Source organism: Gryllotalpicola koreensis (genome assembly GCF_039538185.1).
Classification (GTDB): Bacteria; Actinomycetota; Actinomycetes; order Actinomycetales; family Microbacteriaceae; genus Gryllotalpicola; species Gryllotalpicola koreensis.
The window spans coordinates 1-17,388 of record NZ_BAABBW010000002.1 but is presented as its reverse complement, the minus strand read 5'-3'; the positions used below and the strand labels follow the sequence as shown (position 1 = coordinate 17,388).

Genomic DNA, 17,388 nt, shown 5'->3' with positions numbered 1-17,388 from the left:
GCGTTTCGCTACTCGGGGACGTCCTCGACGTCCATGACGTCGCCGTCGGCGCCGAAGGAAACGACCAGCAGCTCGTCGGACTCGTCGGGGTCGATCGCGTAGTCGAAGGTCGCGAAGGCGTCGTCGCCTTCTGTGTGCTCGGGGTGGAGCACGACGCGCAGCAGCTGCAGCGACTTCAGCACGTCGATGGCGATGTCGCCCGAGTTGTCGACCATGAGGTCGAGCAGGGTCTGCAGATCTTCGCCCTTGTTGTCGACCTGGCGGTCGATGAAGGTGGTGGTGGCCGACTGGCGCTCGGAGAGCTCGGCGACGAGCGCTTCGCGGGCGCGGCCGTCGAAGGCTTCAAGGCCCTGCGCCATCGCCGCGGCGAGGTCGAGCGCGCTCTCGCTCACGAGGTCCTCGTCTTCAGCGGTCAGAACCAGGTCGACGAACTGGTCGCCGACCTCGAGGGCGTCGTCCCAGTAGAGGCCGCCGGTGCTCGTGGAATCCACGATCCCGAAGTAGTCGTGCTCTTTAGACATCCTGTTCACCCCACCAGCTGCTGCGCGAACACGTGCGGCGTGAAGCCGGTCAGGTCGCCGATGCCCTCACCCTGGCCGACGAGCTTGATCGGGATGCCCGTGCGCTCCTGCACGGCGAGCACGAAGCCGCCCTTCGCCGAGCCGTCGAGCTTCGTGAGCACAAGGCCGGTCACACCCGCGCTCTCGAGGAAGGCCTGCGCCTGCATGAGACCGTTCTGGCCCGTGGTCGCGTCGAGCACGAGCAGCACCTCGGCGATCGGCGCCTGCTTCTCGACGACGCGCTTGATCTTGCCGAGCTCATCCATGAGGCCGCCCTTCGTGTGCAGGCGGCCGGCGGTGTCGATGATCACGATCTCGACGCCGTTCCGCTTGGCGAAGTCGACGGTCTGATAGGCGACGGATGCCGGATCCTGGCCCTGCTGCTGCGGCTTCACGATCTGCACGCCGGCGCGCTCGGCCCAGGTGCCGAGCTGCTCGACGGCCGCCGCGCGGAAGGTGTCGGCCGCGCCGACCACGACCGAGCGGCCGTAATTGGTGAGGAACTTGGCGAACTTGCCGATCGTCGTGGTCTTGCCGACGCCGTTGACGCCGACGACGAGCACGACGGCGGGGCGCTCGGTCAGCTTGAGCGTCGTGTCGAACTTCGACAGCCGCTCCTCGAGCCCCTCGCGCAGCATCCGCTGCAGGTCCGCGTAGTCCTCCGTGCGGTATCTGGCCACCTTCTCTTTGAGCTCGGCGATGACGCTCTCGGTGATGTCGGGGCCGAAGTCGGCGCCGATCAGCGCCACCTCAAGCTCGTCCCAGGTGTCCTCGTCGATGACCCGCTTCTGCTGGCCGGTGAACAGATTGCGGAGCGCGCCGCCGAACGACCACGAGCGAGCTTCTGCCATACGGGCAAGTCTACTTAGGCGGCGGTGCCGACCCGCTGACCGACGACCGCGCTCACGCCGTCCTGTCGCATCGAGACGCCGTAGAGGGCGTCCGCGATCTCCATGGTGCGCTTCTGGTGTGTGATCACGATGAGCTGGCTCTCGGCGCGCAACTCCTCGAAGACCGTCAGCAGGCGGCCGAGGTTGGCGTCGTCAAGTGCTGCTTCGACCTCGTCCATGATGTAGAACGGGCTGGGCCGCGCTTTGAAGATCGCGACGAGGAAGGCCACGGCCGCGAGCGAGCGCTCGCCGCCCGAGAGCAGCGAGAGCCGCTCGATCTTCTTGCCGGCGGGCCGCACCGCGACCTCGATGCCGGTGGTCAGCAGGTTCTCGGGGTCGGTGAGCTGGATGCTGCCGGCACCGCCCGGGAAGAGGATCGGGAAGACTGCGGCGAAGGCGTTCTTGGTGTCCTCGAAGGCGGCCTGGAAGACCGTCTGCATCGTCGCGTCGAGCTCCTCGATGATCGTCATCAGGTCGCGGCGGGTGTTCTGCAGGTCGGTGAGCTGCTCAGTGAGGAACTGGTGGCGCTGCTCGAGCGCGGCGAACTCCTCGAGGGCCAGCGGATTCACCCGGCCGAGCTGGTCGAGCGAGCGCTGCGCCTTCTCGAGCCTGCGCTGCTGCTCGGCGCGGTCGAAGACGGTGGGCTCGCCGTCCTCCTCTTCCGCGGGGATCTCGACCTCGGGCCCATACTCGGCGATCAGCACCTCCTCGACGAGACCGAGCTCGCTGCCCGCCCGCTCGAGCAGGCTCGAGAGGTGCAGCTTCTTCTCGTAGATCTGCAGCTCGAGACCATGCACGTTCTCGCTCACCGACTGCAGGCGCTCGCGCAGTGCGGATTCCTCGCGGCGCAGCCCCGCGAGCTCCTCGTTCTGGCTGGCGCGCTCGCGCTCGGCGTTCGCGAGCTCGAGGCGCGCCTGGGCGAGTGAGCGGTCGATCGAGTCGAGCACGGCGGGCAGATCGGTCGCAACCGCCTGCGCGGCGTCGAGCTGATGCCGGCGGATGACGGCGCGCCGGGCGGCCTCCTCCGCGGCGGCGCGCTCGGCCTTCTGCCGCTGGGCGAGCTGCTCTGCGCGCTGCAGTTGCGCACGCACGCGCTCGCGGGCGGTCTCGACCGTAAGGCGCGCCTGCACCTCGGCCTCGCGGGCCTTCTCGACCTCGGCGTAGACGGAGTCGCGCTCGCTCACGTCGAGGATCGGGCGAGGCTTCGAGGCATGCGTCTCGTGCGCGCGCTTGGCGGATGCCGCGGCCTGCTCGGCCTCGGCCACCTTGCTCTGCGACTCGGCCATGCTGCGCTGGATGCGCTCGGACTCGGCGTTCGCCGCCTCGAGTTGTGCAGCGAGGCGGCTGGCCTTCTCTGTGTACTCCGCGAGCTGGGCGTCGTAGGCGCGCAGCTGGGTGAGGGCGGCGGCGGATGCCTGCTTCGCGCCCTGCAGCGTCTCGCGCTGCTCGTCGTGCTCGAGGCGCGCCTTCTCGATCGCGGACTCGAGCTCTTCGAGCCGCGCCACGGCGGCGTCGCGCTCGGCGAGCAGCCCGATGCGGCCGGCGCTCTCGCCCGACCCGCCGCGCCAGACGTACTCCGTGACCAGCTCGCCGGCCTTCGTGACCATCGTCACGGGGCCGCCGAGTTCAGCATCGGTCAGCTTCGGGCCCAGCTCGAGCGCCGCGTCGAGATCGTCGACGACCGCGGTGTAGGCGAGCACGCCGAGCACCCCGCCCGGCGCCGTGACGACCTCGCGGGCGGACAGGGCGCCCGGCAGCTTCGGCCAGCTGGGGTTCATCTCCGTCGCGGATGCGACGACCACGTCGATGCGGCCGAGCTCGTGCTGCGCCGCGTGCTCGAGCACGGCCTGTGCGTGCGCCCGCGTCTCGACCAGCACGGCGTCGGCGAGGGTGCCGAGAGCCGCCGCGACGGCCGCCTCATAGCCCGGCTTCACCTGCACGGCATCGGCGACGAGCCCGCGCACCCCGTCGAGACCTGCCTTCACCACGTCGGCCGAGCCTCCGCCGATGTCGAGCGCGCGGCCGAGCGCCCCGACCTGGCCGGTGAGCGCGTCGCGCTCCCGTTCGAGGGTGCGCAGCTCATCGCGCAACCGCTCGATCTCGGCCTCTGCGTCGAAGACGGATGCCTGCGCGAGCTCGTACGCCTCGGCGAGCTCCCCCTGCGCGTCAGGCCCGAGCGGCGAGTCGCCCTCGCTGTCGGCGAGGGCCTCCTCGGCTGCGGTGCGCCGCTGCGCCGCCGCGTCGAGCTGGTTCTGCTGACGCAGCACCTCGCCGCGCAGCGCCGCGAGACGCTGGGCTGCGGCATCCGCCTGCCCTGCCAATTTGGTCAGTTCGAGGTCGTGCCTCGAGATCAGCTCGGCCTGCGCCGCGACTTCCTCGTCGATGGCGTCGAGGCGGGCACGCGTCGCCCGGGTCGCGTCCTGGGCGGCGGCGAGCCCGGCTTCGGCATCCGTCACGGCGCCGCGCAGCGTCTCGGCCTCCGCCCGTGCCTCGTCGACCGCCGCCTGCGTCACGCCCTGGACCGCCTCCGGGGCCTGCGACTCGGCCGACAGCAGGGCGATCTTCTGGCGGGCGAGGGTGTCGAGGCCGCGCACGCGCTCCAGCACCGATTCCAGGCCGTGTGCGACCGACCGCGCCCGGTCGACCGCGTCGCCGACCATGGCCGCCTCGATGCGGCCGATGCGCAGCCGCTTCTGCTCGAGCTGCTCCTGCAGCACGATGCGCTCGGAGTGCCGCGCCTGCTCGTCGCGGCCGTAGTTCTCGAGCTGGGTTCGCAGGGTCACGACCTCGTCGGCGAGCAGGCGCGCCCGGGCGTCCCGCACGACCGCCGCCACCGTCTGCGCCTGGCGCGCGACCTCGGCCTGCTTGCCGAGCGGCTTGAGCTGCCGCCGGATCTCGCCGGCGAGGTCGGACAGGCGGGTGAGGTTCGTCTGCATCGCCTCGAGCTTGCGCAGCGTCTTCTCTTTGCGGCGGCGGTGCTTCAAGATGCCGGCGGCTTCCTCGATGAAACCGCGGCGCTCGTCGGCCGTCGCATGCAGCACCTGATCGAGCTGGCCCTGCCCGACGATGACGTGCATCTCGCGGCCGAGCCCGGAATCCGACAGCAGCTCCTGCACGTCGAGCAGGCGGCAGGATTCGCCGTTGATGGCGTACTCGCTGCCGCCGTTGCGGAACAGCGTGCGCGAGATCGTCACCTCGGTGTACTCGATCGGCAGCGCGCCGTCGCTGTTGTCGATGGTCAGGGTCACCTCGGCGCGGCCGAGCGGGCCGCGGGTCGCGGTGCCGGCGAAGATGACGTCCTCCATCTTGCCGCCGCGCAGGGTCTTGGCCCCCTGCTCCCCCATGACCCAGGCGAGCGCGTCGACGACGTTGGACTTGCCGGAGCCGTTCGGGCCGACGACACACGTCACACCGGGTTCGAAGGCGAAAGTCGTCGGCTGCGCGAAGGACTTGAACCCCTTCAGGGTCAGGCTCTTCAGGTGCAACGACGGGTCCTTTCGCTAGTCGCTGTGCATTACCGTAGCCGCTGATCGCGCGGGCAGAAGTGCGACGAGCGGTTCATGAACGAGACGCGCACGATCGGGGTGCCGCAGCGCGGGCACGGCTCGCCCTCGCGCCCGTAGGCGTTCAGCGAGTGGGCGAAGTAGCCCGCCTGCCCGTTCACGTTCACGTACTGCGCGTCGAAGCTCGTGCCGCCCTCGATGAGCGCTTTGCCCAGCACGAGGCGGATCTCGCCGAGCAGCAGCTTCGCCTTCGCGCGGCTGAGCGTGTTCGCGGGCTGCTCCGGGTGGATGCGGGCGGCCCACAGCGCCTCGTCCGCATAGATGTTGCCGACGCCGCTGATCGCGCGCTGGTCGAGCAGCACGCGCTTGATCGCGCTGTTCTTCCGCGTGAGCGCGGCGAGGAATGCGCGATCGTCGAAGAGCTCGTCGAGCGGGTCACGGGCGATGTGCGCCACCTGGGTGGGCACGAGGTCCCCGGCATCCGTCGCCACCAGCTCGTCGAGCGCGAGCGATCCGAAGGTGCGCTGGTCTCTGAAGAAGACGGCGAGTTCTTGCAGCGACGGATGCCGCAGCTCGATCCGCACCCGGACGTGAGGTTCGTCCTCCGGCCGCACCCACGGCTCCCGCAGCAGCAGCTGCCCCGTCATGCCGAGGTGCGCGAGGACGGCCTCGTGCGCGTCCTCGAGCGGGATCCAGATGAACTTGCCGCGGCGATGCGGCTCCAGCATCCGTCGCCCCACCAGCCGGTCGGCGAACGAGCCACGCCGATGCTCGTGGCGTGTGATCGCCCGCGCGTCGTACACGTCCACCGCCGTGATGACGGCACCGGTGACGGCCGGCGCGAGGCCGAGGCGCACCACCTCGACCTCGGGAAGCTCAGGCACCCGCGCTCGTGGCCTGGGTCCAGGCGTCGAGGGCCGCCGCCATCTCGGCGTGCTTCTTGCTGGTGCCCTCGCCATGACCGGTCGCGACGCCGTCGACGGTGACGGTCGCGTGGAAGGTCTTCGCGTGGTCGGGACCCGTGCCGGTGACGTCGTAGACCGGGGCAGGCGCGTGGCGCTCGTCGGCGAGCTCCTGCAGGGCGGTCTTCGGGTCGAGCGCGGCGCCGAAGCGCGCCGGGTCGGTCATGAGCGGCGCGACGAGGCGCAGCACGAGCGCCGTCGCCTCGTCGGGGCCGGCGGAGAGGAAGGTCGCGCCGATGATCGCCTCGACGGTGTCGGCGAGGATCGACACCTTGCGCCGGCCGCCGGTGAGCTCCTCGCCGCGACCGAGGCGCAGGAACTCACCGAGGCCGAGGCTGCGCGCGATCTCGGCGAGGGCGACGCCGGAGACGACCGACGCGCGGCGCTTGGCCAGCGCGCCCTCGTCGAGCTCGGGGTTGTCGCGATACAGGCGCACCGTGACGGCCTGGCCGAGGATCGAATCGCCGAGGAACTCGAGGCGCTCGTTGTGCGGCAGTCCGCCGTTCTCGTAGGCGAACGAGCGGTGCGTCAGCGCGAGCGTGAGGAGCTCGGGGTCGATGGCGACCCCTAAACGTGACTGAAGGGCGTCCAGTCCCGGACGCCCTTCAGGGGTGTTGCCGCTAGGCATGCGCTTACGCGTCTGCGACCTTGCGGCCCTTGTACTCGAGGTACAGCTCGGTGCCCTGCGAGTCGGTGACGACCTTCGCACGGTGCGGCAGGCTGTAGGTCACGCGACCGTTCTCGACGGTCTTGACGAGCGTCGGGACCTCTGCCTTCCATTGCGAGCGACGGGCACGCGTGTTGGAGCGCGACTGCTTGCGCTTGGGAACAGCCATGGCTATCTCTCTTCTGTGTCGGTGCCGGTGATGCCGGCTTCGGTGTCTTCGGAAGCTCGGAAGTCCGCAAGCGCAGCCCAACGGGGGTCTGTGTTTTCACGGGGCTTGCGGTCCGGGTGATCCGCCAACCGCTCACCGGTCTCTGGGTCGAGACCAGGGCAGTCGGGGCGACACACCGGCTGGAATGGCAGTGACAGCACCACCGAATCCCTGACCAGAGGTTCAAGATCCACGTGGTCATCGTGAACCTCGAAGTCAAAAGCTTCGTCGCCAGTGTACGCGAACAGCTCTTGGAAATCGACTTGGAGCGCCTGCGACACGTCGGTCAGGCAGCGCACGCACTGGCCCTCGGCCGTGGTGTCGACCTCGCCCGAGGCGAGGATGCCGTCGTGCAGCACCTCGAGGCGCAACTCGATCTGCATCGGCGCGCCGGCGGGAACGGCGATCATCCCCTCCCCCAGCTTCTCGGGGACGGCGAGGTCGAGCGTCAGCTCCTTGCTCTGCCCGGGCTGGTGCATGAGGTCGAAGACGGCGACCGAATACGGATTCTTGGCGGCACTCACAACCTTCGATCATACGTCGACGCGTGCACGGCCGCCCGCCCGCGCTCGCCGATGGCCGTGAACAGCGAGCGGGGCGCAACGGTGGCGATGAGCCGGGTCGTCCAGTGCCGTGACGCGCGCATGGCGGCGGTCACGCGCACGGTCTTGTCGGCGAGCTCGAAATAGCGGCCCCACGGGCGGGGCGGCCCGAATGCGGTGAGCTCGACCTGTTCGAGGATGTCGTCGAGGTCCCGCTGGTGCGCGGCGTCCGGATGCCAGTCGGCGCGCAGCCGCGCGGCGAACGCCCGCGGTGTCTCGGCCGGCGCGGCCCCGAAGCCGAGGTCCTGTGCGGTGTCTCTGATCTCGGCCCACGCGACGTCGGGCGGCGCGCCCTCCTCGCGCAGGCGGGTGAGCCGCCCGCGACGGCGCAGAACGCGCGCGACCGCGGGCGATGCGAGCACGGCGAGGAGCACGAGAATGCCGAGCATGAGCGGCACCCCGTTGCTCGCCGCGACGGCATTGGGGCTGCTCGCCTGCTGCTCATCCGGCAGGGCGCGCGCGCTCGGCGTCGGCGACGGCGCGGCAGACGGGGCCGTGCTCGCCTGCGGGGCCGAGGTCGCACCGGTCTCGGGCGTGGTGCTCACCGTGTAGGAGGGCGCCGAGCCCCGGCTCACGGTCGGCTCGAAGTTCACCCAGCCGACGCCGGGGAAGTACAGCTGCGGCCAGGCGTGCAGGTCGCTGGAGTCCACCTGGTAGGTGACGCGCGTGCCCGTCGTCTGGATCGGCGAGCCGGGCAGGTAGCCGATGGCGATGCGGCTCGGGATGCCGAGCACCCGGGCGATCACCGCCATCGCGCTCGCGAAGTGCACGCAGTAGCCCTCGCGCACCTGGAGGAACTTGGCGATCACCGCGAGGCTCGCGCCGTCGACGGTGTCGGGCGAGTCCGTCGAGTAGGTGTACCCGTTGAGCGAGCTCTGGAAGTACTGCTGGATCGCGAGGGCGATGTCGAACTCGCTCGTCGACGCGGCGCCCGCAGCGATCTCGTTCGCGGTGTCGGTGATGATCGCCGGCACGTCGCCCGGAAGCTCGAGATCGGCGCTCACGTCGGTGAAGTCCTGCTGCGCGGCCGCTCCCTGTGCGGCGAGCTGAGCCGCGGTCGGCTCGAGATCGAGGCTCTTCGTCTTGTAGCTCTGGCCGTTCAGATTGCCGTCCTGGGCGAAGAGCGTGAGGTCGGAGGCCTGGTAGGTCTGCACGCCCCGCTGACCGCTGACGCTCGTCGCGGGGTACGGCGCCGGCAGCCAGGAGCTGCGCAGGTTCTGCACGGAGATCCACGACGTGGTCTGCTTCGCCGAGATGCCGAGGCTCCGGTCGAGGCCGGGAACGGCCGCGAGCCTGCTGCCGCCCTGCAGCGGGGACACCTTGCCGGGGGTGTGCGTCCAATTGGTGCCGCGGATGGTGTCGAGGGTCGTGAGCTGCAGGTACGGAGCGTTCGTCGCCGAGGTCGTGTATTCCAGCACGTTGACCGGGTCCGGCCGACGCAGGTCTGCACCGAGATCGATGAGCGGGTTCACGCCGTTGCCCACAGACACGGGGCCGGCCTGCGCGGTGCGGCCCTGCTCGACGAATCCGGGCGCGGTCGCCGAGACCACGAGCGCGATGAGCGTGGCGGACGCTCCGACCGCGAGCGCCACCGCTCCGCCGCCGCGCGAGCCGAGGCGCAATCGCCCGTCCGCGGCCAGCAGCACGAGCCAGGAAGCGGCCCCGGCGCCGAGCGCGATCAGGCTGAGGCCGCCCGGCTGCAGGATGGCCGGCACGACGAGCACCCCGCCGACCACGACCGCCGTGACCGCGGGCACGCGCAGCACGACCGCAATCAGATCGAGCAGGATCGTGAGGGCACCGCCGAACAGCACGATGAAGAAGATCAGCTCGGGCAGGGGCTCGGCGGGCGTGCGCTGGTCCTGGATCGCGAACATCGCCTTCTCGAAGAGGACGACGACGCCGTGCACCGACTCCGGAGTCGGGATCAGCCCGAGCAGCGCCTGGCGCGGCACATAGATGAGCTGGATCAGCAGAACGAAGACCACCGCGTCGAGGACGAGAGCGAGCCAGGCGCGCACGCCGACGCTGCGCAGTGCGGCGGGGATCGTGAGCAGCAGCGCCGAGATGCCGACGAGGGCGAACCACCAGCCGCCGCCCTGGATGAGGCCGACGAGCGCGATGCTGCACGCGATCACCTCGAGGAAGAGCCCGATGGACAGATTCCACGAGCCGCGCGTGGCGACGAGCGGCGCGGTCAGACGCGCCTGGCGGCGGTCAAGCATCGCGCGCCCCCGCGAGGCCCGCGGTCGAGGCGTGCAGCTGGGCCGCCATGGCGAGCGACCACGCGGCCGCGGCATCCGTCTTGCCATCGACCTCGACGCACACCCATCCTGCGCTCTCGAGCGGCTCGCGCGCCGTCTGCGCGGCCGGAGTCAGCAGGAACGCGACCGCCGGCGCGGCGTAGCGGCGCATCGGCGCGAGCTCCGCCCAGCGCCGCGGGTCGCCGTCGACGAGCACGAGGAAGGTGGGCGATGCCGCCCGCCCGCCTCGCAACGACGCGGCGAACCGACCGGATGCGTCGCCGCCCGTGTCCCGCGTCTGCTCGATGCCTGCGAGCTGGGCGAGGAGCACCTGATCGCCGCCCGGAAGCTCGTAGCTGCCGGAGAGCTGCCGCCCGCCGGTCTCGTGCACGCCCACGAGATAGCCGAGCGCGAGCAGATGGGACGCAACGGATGCCGCGAGCTCGACGCCTTGCTCGAAGGGCCCGTCGTCGCCGCCGTGCTCCTTCAGCGTGTCGATCAGCACCCAGGCCTGCGGGTTGCTGAGCTGCTCCTCCTGCCGCACCATCAGCTGGTCGAGGCGCGCCGTCGCCCGCCACTGCACGCGGCGCAGGGCGTCGCCCGGACGGTACTCGCGCGGGATGACCTCGTCAGAGCTCGGGATCGAATGCCGCACCAGCTCGGGGTCCATGCCCTCGCCGCGCGCCTCTGCCGTTCCGCCGCGTCCCAGCACGCTCACCTTCGGCGTGACCAGCAGCATTTTCGACTCGCCCACGGCGTAGCCGCCGCGCGCCAGGCCGAACGGATCGGTGTGCGAGACGAGCAGGGGGCCGAGCAGATACGCACCCCGCCGTCGGGCGCGGGCGGTATAGCGCAGCGTGACGGAATCCGCGCCGTGGACTCCAGCAGCGCCCCGGGCTGCGAGCGGCGGAAGCGCACGCACCTGCGGCCCCGCGAAGCCCGCAGGCAGCCGGTCGGTCCAGCGCATCGCCGGAACCGGGCGGCCGGCGACGTTGCGCATGTCGAGCCGCACCTGGGTCTGCTCGCCTGCGGCGACGGCCGCAGGCGAATAGGAGCGCGTCACGGCGAGCCATGGCCGGTCGAGAGCGACCGCGATCATCGCCCCGAGCGGCGCCAGGGTGAGCAGCAGGCCCGCGAACAGCAGGTCGACGCGCGAGAACCAGCCGGCCGCCCCGAGCAGCAGGACCCCGCACGCGCCCACGACCCAGCCGCGCAGCGTCGGCATGGGGCGGGAGTGGAAGGCCATCTAGTGTCCTGAGGGAACGGGTGTCGCCTGGACGATGCGCTGCACGATCTCGGCGACGAGCGCGGTCGTCTCGTGCTGCTTCCCGAGCGCGCGGCTGGTCGGCAGCAGCCGGTGGCCGAGTACCGGCACGGCGAGTGCGTCGATGTCGTCCGGCAAGACGAAGTCGCGCCCCGCGATCGCCGCACGGGCCTTCGCCGCCCGGACGAGCTGCAGTGTGGCGCGAGGGCTCGCGCCGAGCCGGATGTCCTGGTCGTCACGGGTCGCACGGGCGATCGCGACGGCGTACTGCTTGACGGCGCCGGAGGTGAACACGGCGCGCACCCCCGCCATCATCTGCCGCAGCGCGTCGAGGCCGACCACGGGCTCGAGCGACTCGATGGGGTTCACGGTGTCGCGGGCTCCCAGCATCTCGACCTCGTTCGCGGCATCCGGGTACCCCATCGCGATCCTGGCCATGAAGCGGTCGCGCTGCGCCTCGGGCAGCGCGTAGGTGCCCTCCATCTCGACCGGGTTCTGGGTCGCGACCACGATGAACGGGCTCGCCAGGCGGTAGGTGCCGCCGTCGACCGACACCTGCCGCTCCTCCATCGCCTCGAGCAGCGCGGACTGCGTCTTGGGACTTGCGCGGTTGATCTCGTCGCCGATGACGATGTTCGCGAACACGGAGCCCGGCTTGAACTCGAACTCGCGGGTCGCCTGGTTGAAGACGCTGACGCCCGTGACGTCGCTCGGCAGCAGGTCGGGCGTGAACTGGATGCGGCTGATCGTGCCGTCGACCGCCTTGGCGAGCGACCTGGCGAGCATCGTCTTGCCGACGCCCGGCACGTCCTCGATGAGCAGGTGGCCCTCGGCGAGCAGCACCGTGAGAGCCGTGACCACCTGCTCGTGCTTGCCGTCGATGACCTGCTCGATGCTCGCGATGATGCGGCCGGCGACCTCGGCGAGGTCGGTCGTCTCGATCGAGTCGGTCGGCTCGCCCGGCTCGACCTCGTCGGGCACCGGTGTCGGAAGCGTCGTCATTGCGCCCGCACCGCCTCGAGCACCGCGGCGGGCACGTAGGGGGTCACGTCGCCGCCGAGCGCGATGACCTGGCGCACCAGAGTGCTCGACACCTGCGCGTTCTCGGGCTTGGGCAGCACGAAGACCGTCTCGACGCCGGCCAGGTGCTCGTTCACGATCGCCATAGGAGTCTCATACACCAGATCGGTGTGCGAACGGAGTCCCTTGACCAGGGCGGTCGCCCCCACCTGGGTGCAGTAGTCGGCGAGCAGCCCGGCGGAGTACTGCGCCACTTCGATGCGGCCCTGGATGCCGGCATCCGCCACGGCCTTCTCGATCACCGCCGCGCGGGCGTCGGCGCTGAGCAGACCGCCCGGCTTGTCGGGGTTGTGGACGACGAGCACGTGGACGCTGTCGAAGAGGCGCGCGGCGCGTTCGATGACGTCGAGGTGCCCCAGGGTGACCGGGTCGAATGAGCCCGGTACGACGGCGAGCCTGCTCATAGGCTCTCAGCCTAACCGCGCGGGACCGGTCATGAGCAGCACTCAGCCCTTCGAGAGGAACTCGCGCTCGGACTCGTCGAGGCGGCGATCGACCGCCTCTTTCAGCGGCGTGTGCTTGCGCAACGTCGGGTCGGAGTCGATGACGGATGCCGCGGCCGTGCGCGCGTCGCCGATGAGGTCGCCGTCCAGCGCCACCCGCAGCAGGCGCAGCGACGAGCGGCCGCCCGATTGGCGCGCGCCGAGCACGTCGCCCTCGCGCCGCAGCTCGAGGTCGATCTGCGCGAGCTCGAAGCCGTCGAGGTTGTTCGCGACGGCGTCGACACGGTCGCGCGCCAGCGTGTCCTCTTCGGCATAGGTGACGAAGAGACACACCCCGGGCACGCTGCCGCGGCCGACACGCCCGCGCAGCTGATGCAGCTGGCTCACGCCGAAGCGCTCGGCGTCGAGCACGATCATGGTGGAGGCGTTCGGCACGTCGACCCCGACCTCGATGACGGTGGTGGCGACGATCAGGTCGAGCTCGCGGCGGCCGAAGGCGCCCATCACCTCGTCCTTCTCGTCGGAGGACATGCGGCCGTGCAGCACCCCCATGCGCACACCCTCGAGGTCGGGACGCTGCTGCAGGTGCGCGAAGACGTCGGCGACGTTGGCGATGGGGTGCTTCGGTGAGGCATCCACCCCCTCCGCCGCCTCGTCGGCGTCGAGCTCGTCACCCTCCTCGACGTCCTTGGGACTGATGGCAGGGCAGACCACGAAGACCTGCCGGCCCTGGTCGATCTCTTCCTTGGCGCGCTTCCAGATGTTGTTGAACCAGGTCGGCTTCTCGGCGAGCGGCACGACGAAGCTCTCGATGCCCTGCCGCCCCTGCGGCAGCTGGCGGATCGTCGAGATGTCGAGATCGCCGAACACGGTCATCGCGACGGTGCGCGGAATCGGCGTGGCGGTCAGCACGAGCAGATGCGGCGGCGTCTTGCCCTTCGCCCGCAGCGTCTCGCGCTGCTCGACGCCGAAGCGGTGCTGCTCGTCGACGACGACGAGCCCGAGGTCGTAGAACTCGACGGCGTCGGAGAGCAGCGCGTGCGTGCCGACGACGATGCGCGCCTGACCGGTGACGATGCGCAGCAGCGCCTTCTTGCGCTCGGCGGCGGTGAGCTGGCCCGTGAGCAGCGTCGGCATGAGCTCGGCCGAGAGGTCGGGACCGAGCGCCCGGACGATCGAGCGGAGGTGCTGCGCCGCGAGCACCTCGGTCGGGGCGAGCAGGGCCGACTGGCCGCCCGAGTCGGCGACGGTCGCCATCGCGCGCACGGCGACGAGCGTCTTGCCGCTGCCGACCTCGCCCTGCACCAGCCGGTTCATCGGCACGTCGCGGGCGAGGTCGAAGGCGAGCTCGGCCCCGACGAGGCCCTGGTCGGCGGTCAGCTCGAACGGCAGCGCCTCGTCGAGCCGTTCGGCGAATCCGCCAGGGATCGCCTTGCGCGGCAGCGTGTGCGCCGAGCGGCTCACGGCGCGCTGCTGCAAGAGCGCGGCCTGCAGCACGAAGGCCTCGTGGAAGCGCAGGGTGTCGCGGGCCCGGCGCCAGTCGGCGTCGGTCTCGGGCTGGTGGATCAGCCGCAGCGCGTCGAAGTAGCCGAGCAGGCCGCGCTCAGCACGCACGGCCTCGGGCAGCGGGTCGAGCACGTCCTCGGCGTCGAGCGCCTGGAGGGCGGTCGCCACCGTCTTCTGCACCGTCCAGCTGGGGATCGACGCCGTCGCCGGGTAGACCGGCAGCGGCTCGGTCGCCCAGCGTCGCGCACGCTCCTCATCGACCGCCGGGTCGGGCACCGCCCCCTCCTCGCCCTCGCCGAACAACTGGATCTCGGGATGCGTCAGCTGCGCCTCGCCCCTGAACCGCGTCACCTTGCCGGAGAACAGGCCGCGCGCGCCCTTCTTCAGCTGGTTCTCGCGCCACGGCTGGTTGAAGAACGTCGCGGTCATCTCGCTGCGCCCGTCGCTGATCGTCACGGTCTGGATCGTGCCGCGGCGGGTCTTGAACGGCTTGCTGCTCATGCGCAGCACCGTCGCGACAACGGTCGCCACCTCGCCGTCGGGCAGCTCGTCGAGGGCGGTCGGCTCGCCGCGGTGGGCGTAGCGCCGCGGGTATTGGCTCAGCAGGTCGGCGATCGTCACGAGCCCCCACGCCTTCTGGAACGCCGCCGCCGAGCGCCCGCCGATCACGACGCTGAGCTTGGTGTCGAGGCCGACCATGCTTCGGAGTCTAGAACACAGCTACGACATGGTCGGCGAGGCCCCGGTAGGTTGTGGATATGACCCGGATCATCGCGGGCGCCGCGGGGCGCGTGAGTCTCGCCGTGCCGAAGGCCGGGACCCGGCCGACGAGCGACCGCGTGCGCGAGGCGCTGTTCTCGGCGCTCGAGGCGCGGGACGCGCTCGACGGCGCGCGCGTGCTCGACCTGTATGCGGGGTCGGGGGCGCTCGGGCTCGAGGCGGCGAGTCGCGGGGCGGCAGCCGTCACGCTCGTCGAGAGGAACGCGTCCGCCGTGCGGGTAGCGAAGGCCAACGCGGCGCTCGTCACCCAGGCGATGCGGGCGGATGCCCCGCCGGTGAGCGTCGTGCAGAGCCCGGTCGCCTCCTTCCTGGCATCCGTCACCGGTCCCTTCGACCTGGTCTTGAGCGACCCGCCCTACGAGGTGTCGGATGCCGAGGTGGCGGCGGATCTTGAGGCGCTGGTGCCGCTGCTCGCCCCCGAAGCCCTCGTAGTCGTCGAGCGCTCGAGCCGCTCCCCCGAGCCGGTCTGGCCCACGGCGCTCACGCCGCTGAAGCCGAAGAAGTACGGCGAGACCACGGTGTGGTTCGCCAAGGCGTGATGCGTCGCCGGTTTCGGGCCTAAAACCGCTCGGGTTCGGCCCGAACGCGGCGACGCAACTGGACGGGGTGGGTCTAGCGGCGGCGCGTGCCGAAGATGCCGTCGAAGACACCCTTCAGCACCGTCTGGGTGGTTCGTGAGGTGAGCACCTTCACCGCGACCTTGCCGACCTGGGCGGCCTGCGTCTGGCGAACCTTCGCCTGACGCGCGGCCTCCTTCTCGGCGGCGGCGTGCTGCTTGGCATCCGTCGCCTGCTGCTTGGCCTGCGCCTTCGCATCTGCCTCTGCCTGCGCTTTCTCGGCCGCCGCGTTCAGCTTCGCGGTCAGGATCTCGCCGGCCGACTCGCGGTCGATCGGCGTGCCGTACTTCGCGAACAGCGGCGAGGCGCTGATGACGGCGTCGATCGCGGATTCCGGCGCGGTGGTCATCGACGACTGCGGGGCGCGCATGCGGGTCCAGGCGACGGGCGTCGGCGCGCCCGACTCGTTCATGACCGTCACGATCGCTTCACCGGTGCCGAGGCTCGTGAGCACCTCTTCGAGGTGGTAGCCCGACTTCGGGTAGGTGGACACTGTCGCGCGCAGCGCCTTCGCATCGTCGGGCGTGAACGCCCGCAGCGCGTGCTGCACGCGCGAGCCGAGCTGGGCAAGCACGTCCTCGTGCACGTCTTTCGGGGACTGCGTGATGAAGAACACGCCGACGCCCTTCGAGCGGATCAGCCGCACGGTCTGCGTGATCTGGGTGATGAACTCCTTGCTGGCATCCGTGAACAGCAGGTGCGCCTCGTCGAAGAAGAAGACGAGCTTCGGCTTCGGGGCGTCGCCGACCTCGGGGAGCCCGTTGTAGAGATCGGCGAGCAGCCACATGAGGAAGGTCGAGTAGAGCTGCGGCTGGTCGGCCACGCCCGGCACCTCGAGCAGGCTGACGATGCCACGGCCGTCGGATGCCTGGCGCAGGAACTCAGCCGTGTCGATCTCCGGCTCGCCGAAGAACGCTTCGGCGCCCGTCGCCGCGAAGCTCACCAGCTCGCGCAGGATCACCCCGGCCGTCGCGGGCGAGATGCCGCCGATGCCGGCGAGCTCGGCCTTGCCATCGGGGCTCGTGAGGTACTGCAGCACCGCGCGCAGGTCCTCGAGGTCGAGCAAGGCGAGGCCCTTCTCCTCGGCGTAATGGAAGACCAGGCCGAGGCTCGATTCCTGCACCTCGTTGAGGCCGAGCACGCGGGCGAGGAGCAGCGGCCCGAAGCCGGCGATCGTCGCGCGGATCGGCACGCCCTTCCCCTTGCCGCCCAGCGAGAACACCTCGGTCGGGAAGTGGGCGGGGGTCCAGTCCTGCCCGATCGCCTTCGTGCGCGCGAGCAGCTTGTCGCTCGGCTCGCCGTCGACCAAGAGGCCCGACAGATCGCCCTTGATGTCGGCCGCGAACACACTGACGCCGTTGGCCGAGAGCTGCTCGACGATCGACTGCAGCGTGCGCGTCTTGCCCGTTCCCGTGGCCCCCGCGATCAGGCCGTGGCGGTTCAGCATGCCGAGCGGGATGCGGATCTGCGCCTCTGGCAGCGGCTCGCCGTTGAGCAACGCCCCGAGCTCGAGACTCGTCTCGGTGAATCCGTAGCCGGCCGTGATCTTGTCGATGTCGGGCTGGCCGAGCGGGCCGGATGCGGCTTGCGCCGGGGGCACGGATGCCGCGGCCGCAGGCGCCGCTGGGGCGGCCGGCGCCGCCTGAGCCGCCGCTGCCGCGGCTTGGGCGGCAGCAGCCGCCTCCTGCGCCTTGCGCATGGCCTCTTCGGCTTGCTTCTGAAGTTCTTCCGCCTGCCGCTGCAGGTCCCCCGGATCGGTCATGAGGCGAGCATATTGCGGCGCGGTTCGGCTGTGGGGCCGCGCTGGTCGAGTAGCCCGCCAAGCGGGCGTATCGAGACCCCTCTTGCCGCGAAGCGGGTCTCGATACGCGCCCCTCGCGAGCAGAGCTCGCTCGGCGTCCGGCGCGCGACGACCCACTGGGTCGTCGCCGCTAAGTGTGGTGTCCGGGGAGGTTGGTCAGTCTGGTGACTGGTGGCTTGCCTCCGAGGGCGGAGTGGGCTCTGTGGTGATTGTAGAAGTGCAGCCAGGCCGGTAGCGCCTCGTCGCGTTGCGTGGTCGAGTC

At 70.8% G+C, this 17,388-nt stretch carries 15 protein-coding genes; 1 reads left to right on the top strand and 14 read right to left on the bottom strand.

Features of this window, described 5'->3' with window-relative positions; genetic code table 11:
- Positions 1–8: 8 nt before the first annotated feature.
- The 12 genes from ABD708_RS04960 to ABD708_RS04905 are packed head-to-tail and all read right to left on the bottom strand — an operon-like array spanning position 9 to position 14,627.
- Positions 9–521: a DUF2004 domain-containing protein gene (locus tag ABD708_RS04960; protein WP_344752195.1), complete on the bottom strand. Its 513-nt coding sequence runs from the start codon at positions 519–521 to the stop codon at positions 9–11.
- A gap of 5 nt (positions 522–526) precedes the next feature.
- Positions 527–1,411 (bottom strand): signal recognition particle-docking protein FtsY, encoded by an 885-nt coding sequence (gene ftsY, locus ABD708_RS04955; protein WP_344752194.1) that lies wholly within the window; start codon positions 1,409–1,411, stop codon positions 527–529.
- Between the two features lie 14 nt (positions 1,412–1,425).
- A complete protein-coding gene (smc, locus tag ABD708_RS04950) occupies positions 1,426–4,935 on the bottom strand; it encodes a chromosome segregation protein SMC (RefSeq protein ID WP_344752193.1) in 3,510 nt (1,169 codons plus the stop codon).
- Between the two features lie 29 nt (positions 4,936–4,964).
- Positions 4,965–5,837 (bottom strand): bifunctional DNA-formamidopyrimidine glycosylase/DNA-(apurinic or apyrimidinic site) lyase, encoded by an 873-nt coding sequence (gene mutM, locus ABD708_RS04945; RefSeq protein WP_344752192.1) that lies wholly within the window; start codon positions 5,835–5,837, stop codon positions 4,965–4,967.
- Positions 5,830–6,543 carry a ribonuclease III gene (gene rnc / locus ABD708_RS04940; RefSeq protein ID WP_344752191.1) on the bottom strand — a complete coding sequence of 238 codons (714 nt, stop codon included), beginning with the start codon at positions 6,541–6,543 and terminating at the stop codon, positions 5,830–5,832. Before rnc ends, mutM begins: the two co-directional genes overlap by 8 nt.
- 4 nt (positions 6,544–6,547) lie before the next feature.
- Complete coding sequence (gene rpmF, locus ABD708_RS04935) at positions 6,548–6,751, bottom strand: 50S ribosomal protein L32 (RefSeq protein WP_344752190.1); 204 nt, start codon at positions 6,749–6,751, stop codon at positions 6,548–6,550.
- A 2-nt stretch (positions 6,752–6,753) separates the two neighbouring features.
- Positions 6,754–7,314, bottom strand: coding sequence for a YceD family protein (locus ABD708_RS04930; RefSeq protein WP_344752189.1), 561 nt, complete (start codon positions 7,312–7,314; stop codon positions 6,754–6,756).
- Complete coding sequence (locus tag ABD708_RS04925) at positions 7,311–9,617, bottom strand: transglutaminaseTgpA domain-containing protein (RefSeq protein ID WP_344752188.1); 2,307 nt, start codon at positions 9,615–9,617, stop codon at positions 7,311–7,313. Before ABD708_RS04925 ends, ABD708_RS04930 begins: the two co-directional genes overlap by 4 nt.
- Positions 9,610–10,881, bottom strand: a complete 1,272-nt coding sequence (locus ABD708_RS04920) for a DUF58 domain-containing protein (protein ID WP_344752187.1) — start codon at positions 10,879–10,881, stop codon at positions 9,610–9,612. Before ABD708_RS04920 ends, ABD708_RS04925 begins: the two co-directional genes overlap by 8 nt.
- Entirely contained in the window at positions 10,882–11,901 is a 1,020-nt protein-coding gene (locus ABD708_RS04915) for an AAA family ATPase (RefSeq protein WP_344752186.1), read from the bottom strand.
- Positions 11,898–12,383 carry a pantetheine-phosphate adenylyltransferase gene (gene coaD / locus ABD708_RS04910; protein WP_344752185.1) on the bottom strand — a complete coding sequence of 162 codons (486 nt, stop codon included), beginning with the start codon at positions 12,381–12,383 and terminating at the stop codon, positions 11,898–11,900. Before coaD ends, ABD708_RS04915 begins: the two co-directional genes overlap by 4 nt.
- A 42-nt stretch (positions 12,384–12,425) precedes the next feature.
- Positions 12,426–14,627, bottom strand: a complete 2,202-nt coding sequence (locus ABD708_RS04905) for an ATP-dependent DNA helicase RecG (protein WP_344752184.1) — start codon at positions 14,625–14,627, stop codon at positions 12,426–12,428.
- A gap of 59 nt (positions 14,628–14,686) precedes the next feature.
- Here ABD708_RS04905 and rsmD point away from each other — a divergent pair, with 59 nt between their 5' ends.
- A complete protein-coding gene (gene rsmD / locus ABD708_RS04900; RefSeq protein WP_344752183.1) occupies positions 14,687–15,247 on the top strand; it encodes a 16S rRNA (guanine(966)-N(2))-methyltransferase RsmD in 561 nt (186 codons plus the stop codon).
- Between the two features lie 73 nt (positions 15,248–15,320).
- On the opposite strand, the gene ABD708_RS04895 is transcribed toward rsmD, so the two are convergent.
- Together ABD708_RS04895 and ABD708_RS04890 are read right to left on the bottom strand one after the other, a co-directional pair.
- Entirely contained in the window at positions 15,321–17,087 is a 1,767-nt protein-coding gene (locus ABD708_RS04895) for a helicase HerA-like domain-containing protein (protein ID WP_344752182.1), read from the bottom strand.
- A 169-nt stretch (positions 17,088–17,256) separates the two neighbouring features.
- On the bottom strand, positions 17,257–17,388 hold a 132-nt coding region (locus ABD708_RS04890), incomplete at its 5' end, for an integrase core domain-containing protein (protein WP_344753336.1).

Bases quoted from the DNA above. Each gene is read 5' to 3' on its own strand.
- ABD708_RS04960 (WP_344752195.1), bottom strand. From the start codon at position 521: ATGTCTAAAGAGCACGACTACTTCGGGATCGTGGATTCCACGAGCACC.
- ftsY (WP_344752194.1), bottom strand. From the start codon at position 1,411: ATGGCAGAAGCTCGCTCGTGGTCGTTCGGCGGCGCGCTCCGCAATCTG.
- ABD708_RS04920 (WP_344752187.1), bottom strand. From the start codon at position 10,881: ATGGCCTTCCACTCCCGCCCCATGCCGACGCTGCGCGGCTGGGTCGTG.
- rsmD (WP_344752183.1), top strand. From the start codon at position 14,687: ATGACCCGGATCATCGCGGGCGCCGCGGGGCGCGTGAGTCTCGCCGTG.
- ABD708_RS04925 (WP_344752188.1), bottom strand. From the start codon at position 9,617: ATGCTTGACCGCCGCCAGGCGCGTCTGACCGCGCCGCTCGTCGCCACG.
- ABD708_RS04905 (WP_344752184.1), bottom strand. From the start codon at position 14,627: ATGGTCGGCCTCGACACCAAGCTCAGCGTCGTGATCGGCGGGCGCTCG.
- rnc (WP_344752191.1), bottom strand. From the start codon at position 6,543: ATGCCTAGCGGCAACACCCCTGAAGGGCGTCCGGGACTGGACGCCCTT.
- ABD708_RS04895 (WP_344752182.1), bottom strand. From the start codon at position 17,087: ATGACCGATCCGGGGGACCTGCAGCGGCAGGCGGAAGAACTTCAGAAG.
- ABD708_RS04915 (WP_344752186.1), bottom strand. From the start codon at position 11,901: ATGACGACGCTTCCGACACCGGTGCCCGACGAGGTCGAGCCGGGCGAG.
- coaD (WP_344752185.1), bottom strand. From the start codon at position 12,383: ATGAGCAGGCTCGCCGTCGTACCGGGCTCATTCGACCCGGTCACCCTG.
- rpmF (WP_344752190.1), bottom strand. From the start codon at position 6,751: ATGGCTGTTCCCAAGCGCAAGCAGTCGCGCTCCAACACGCGTGCCCGT.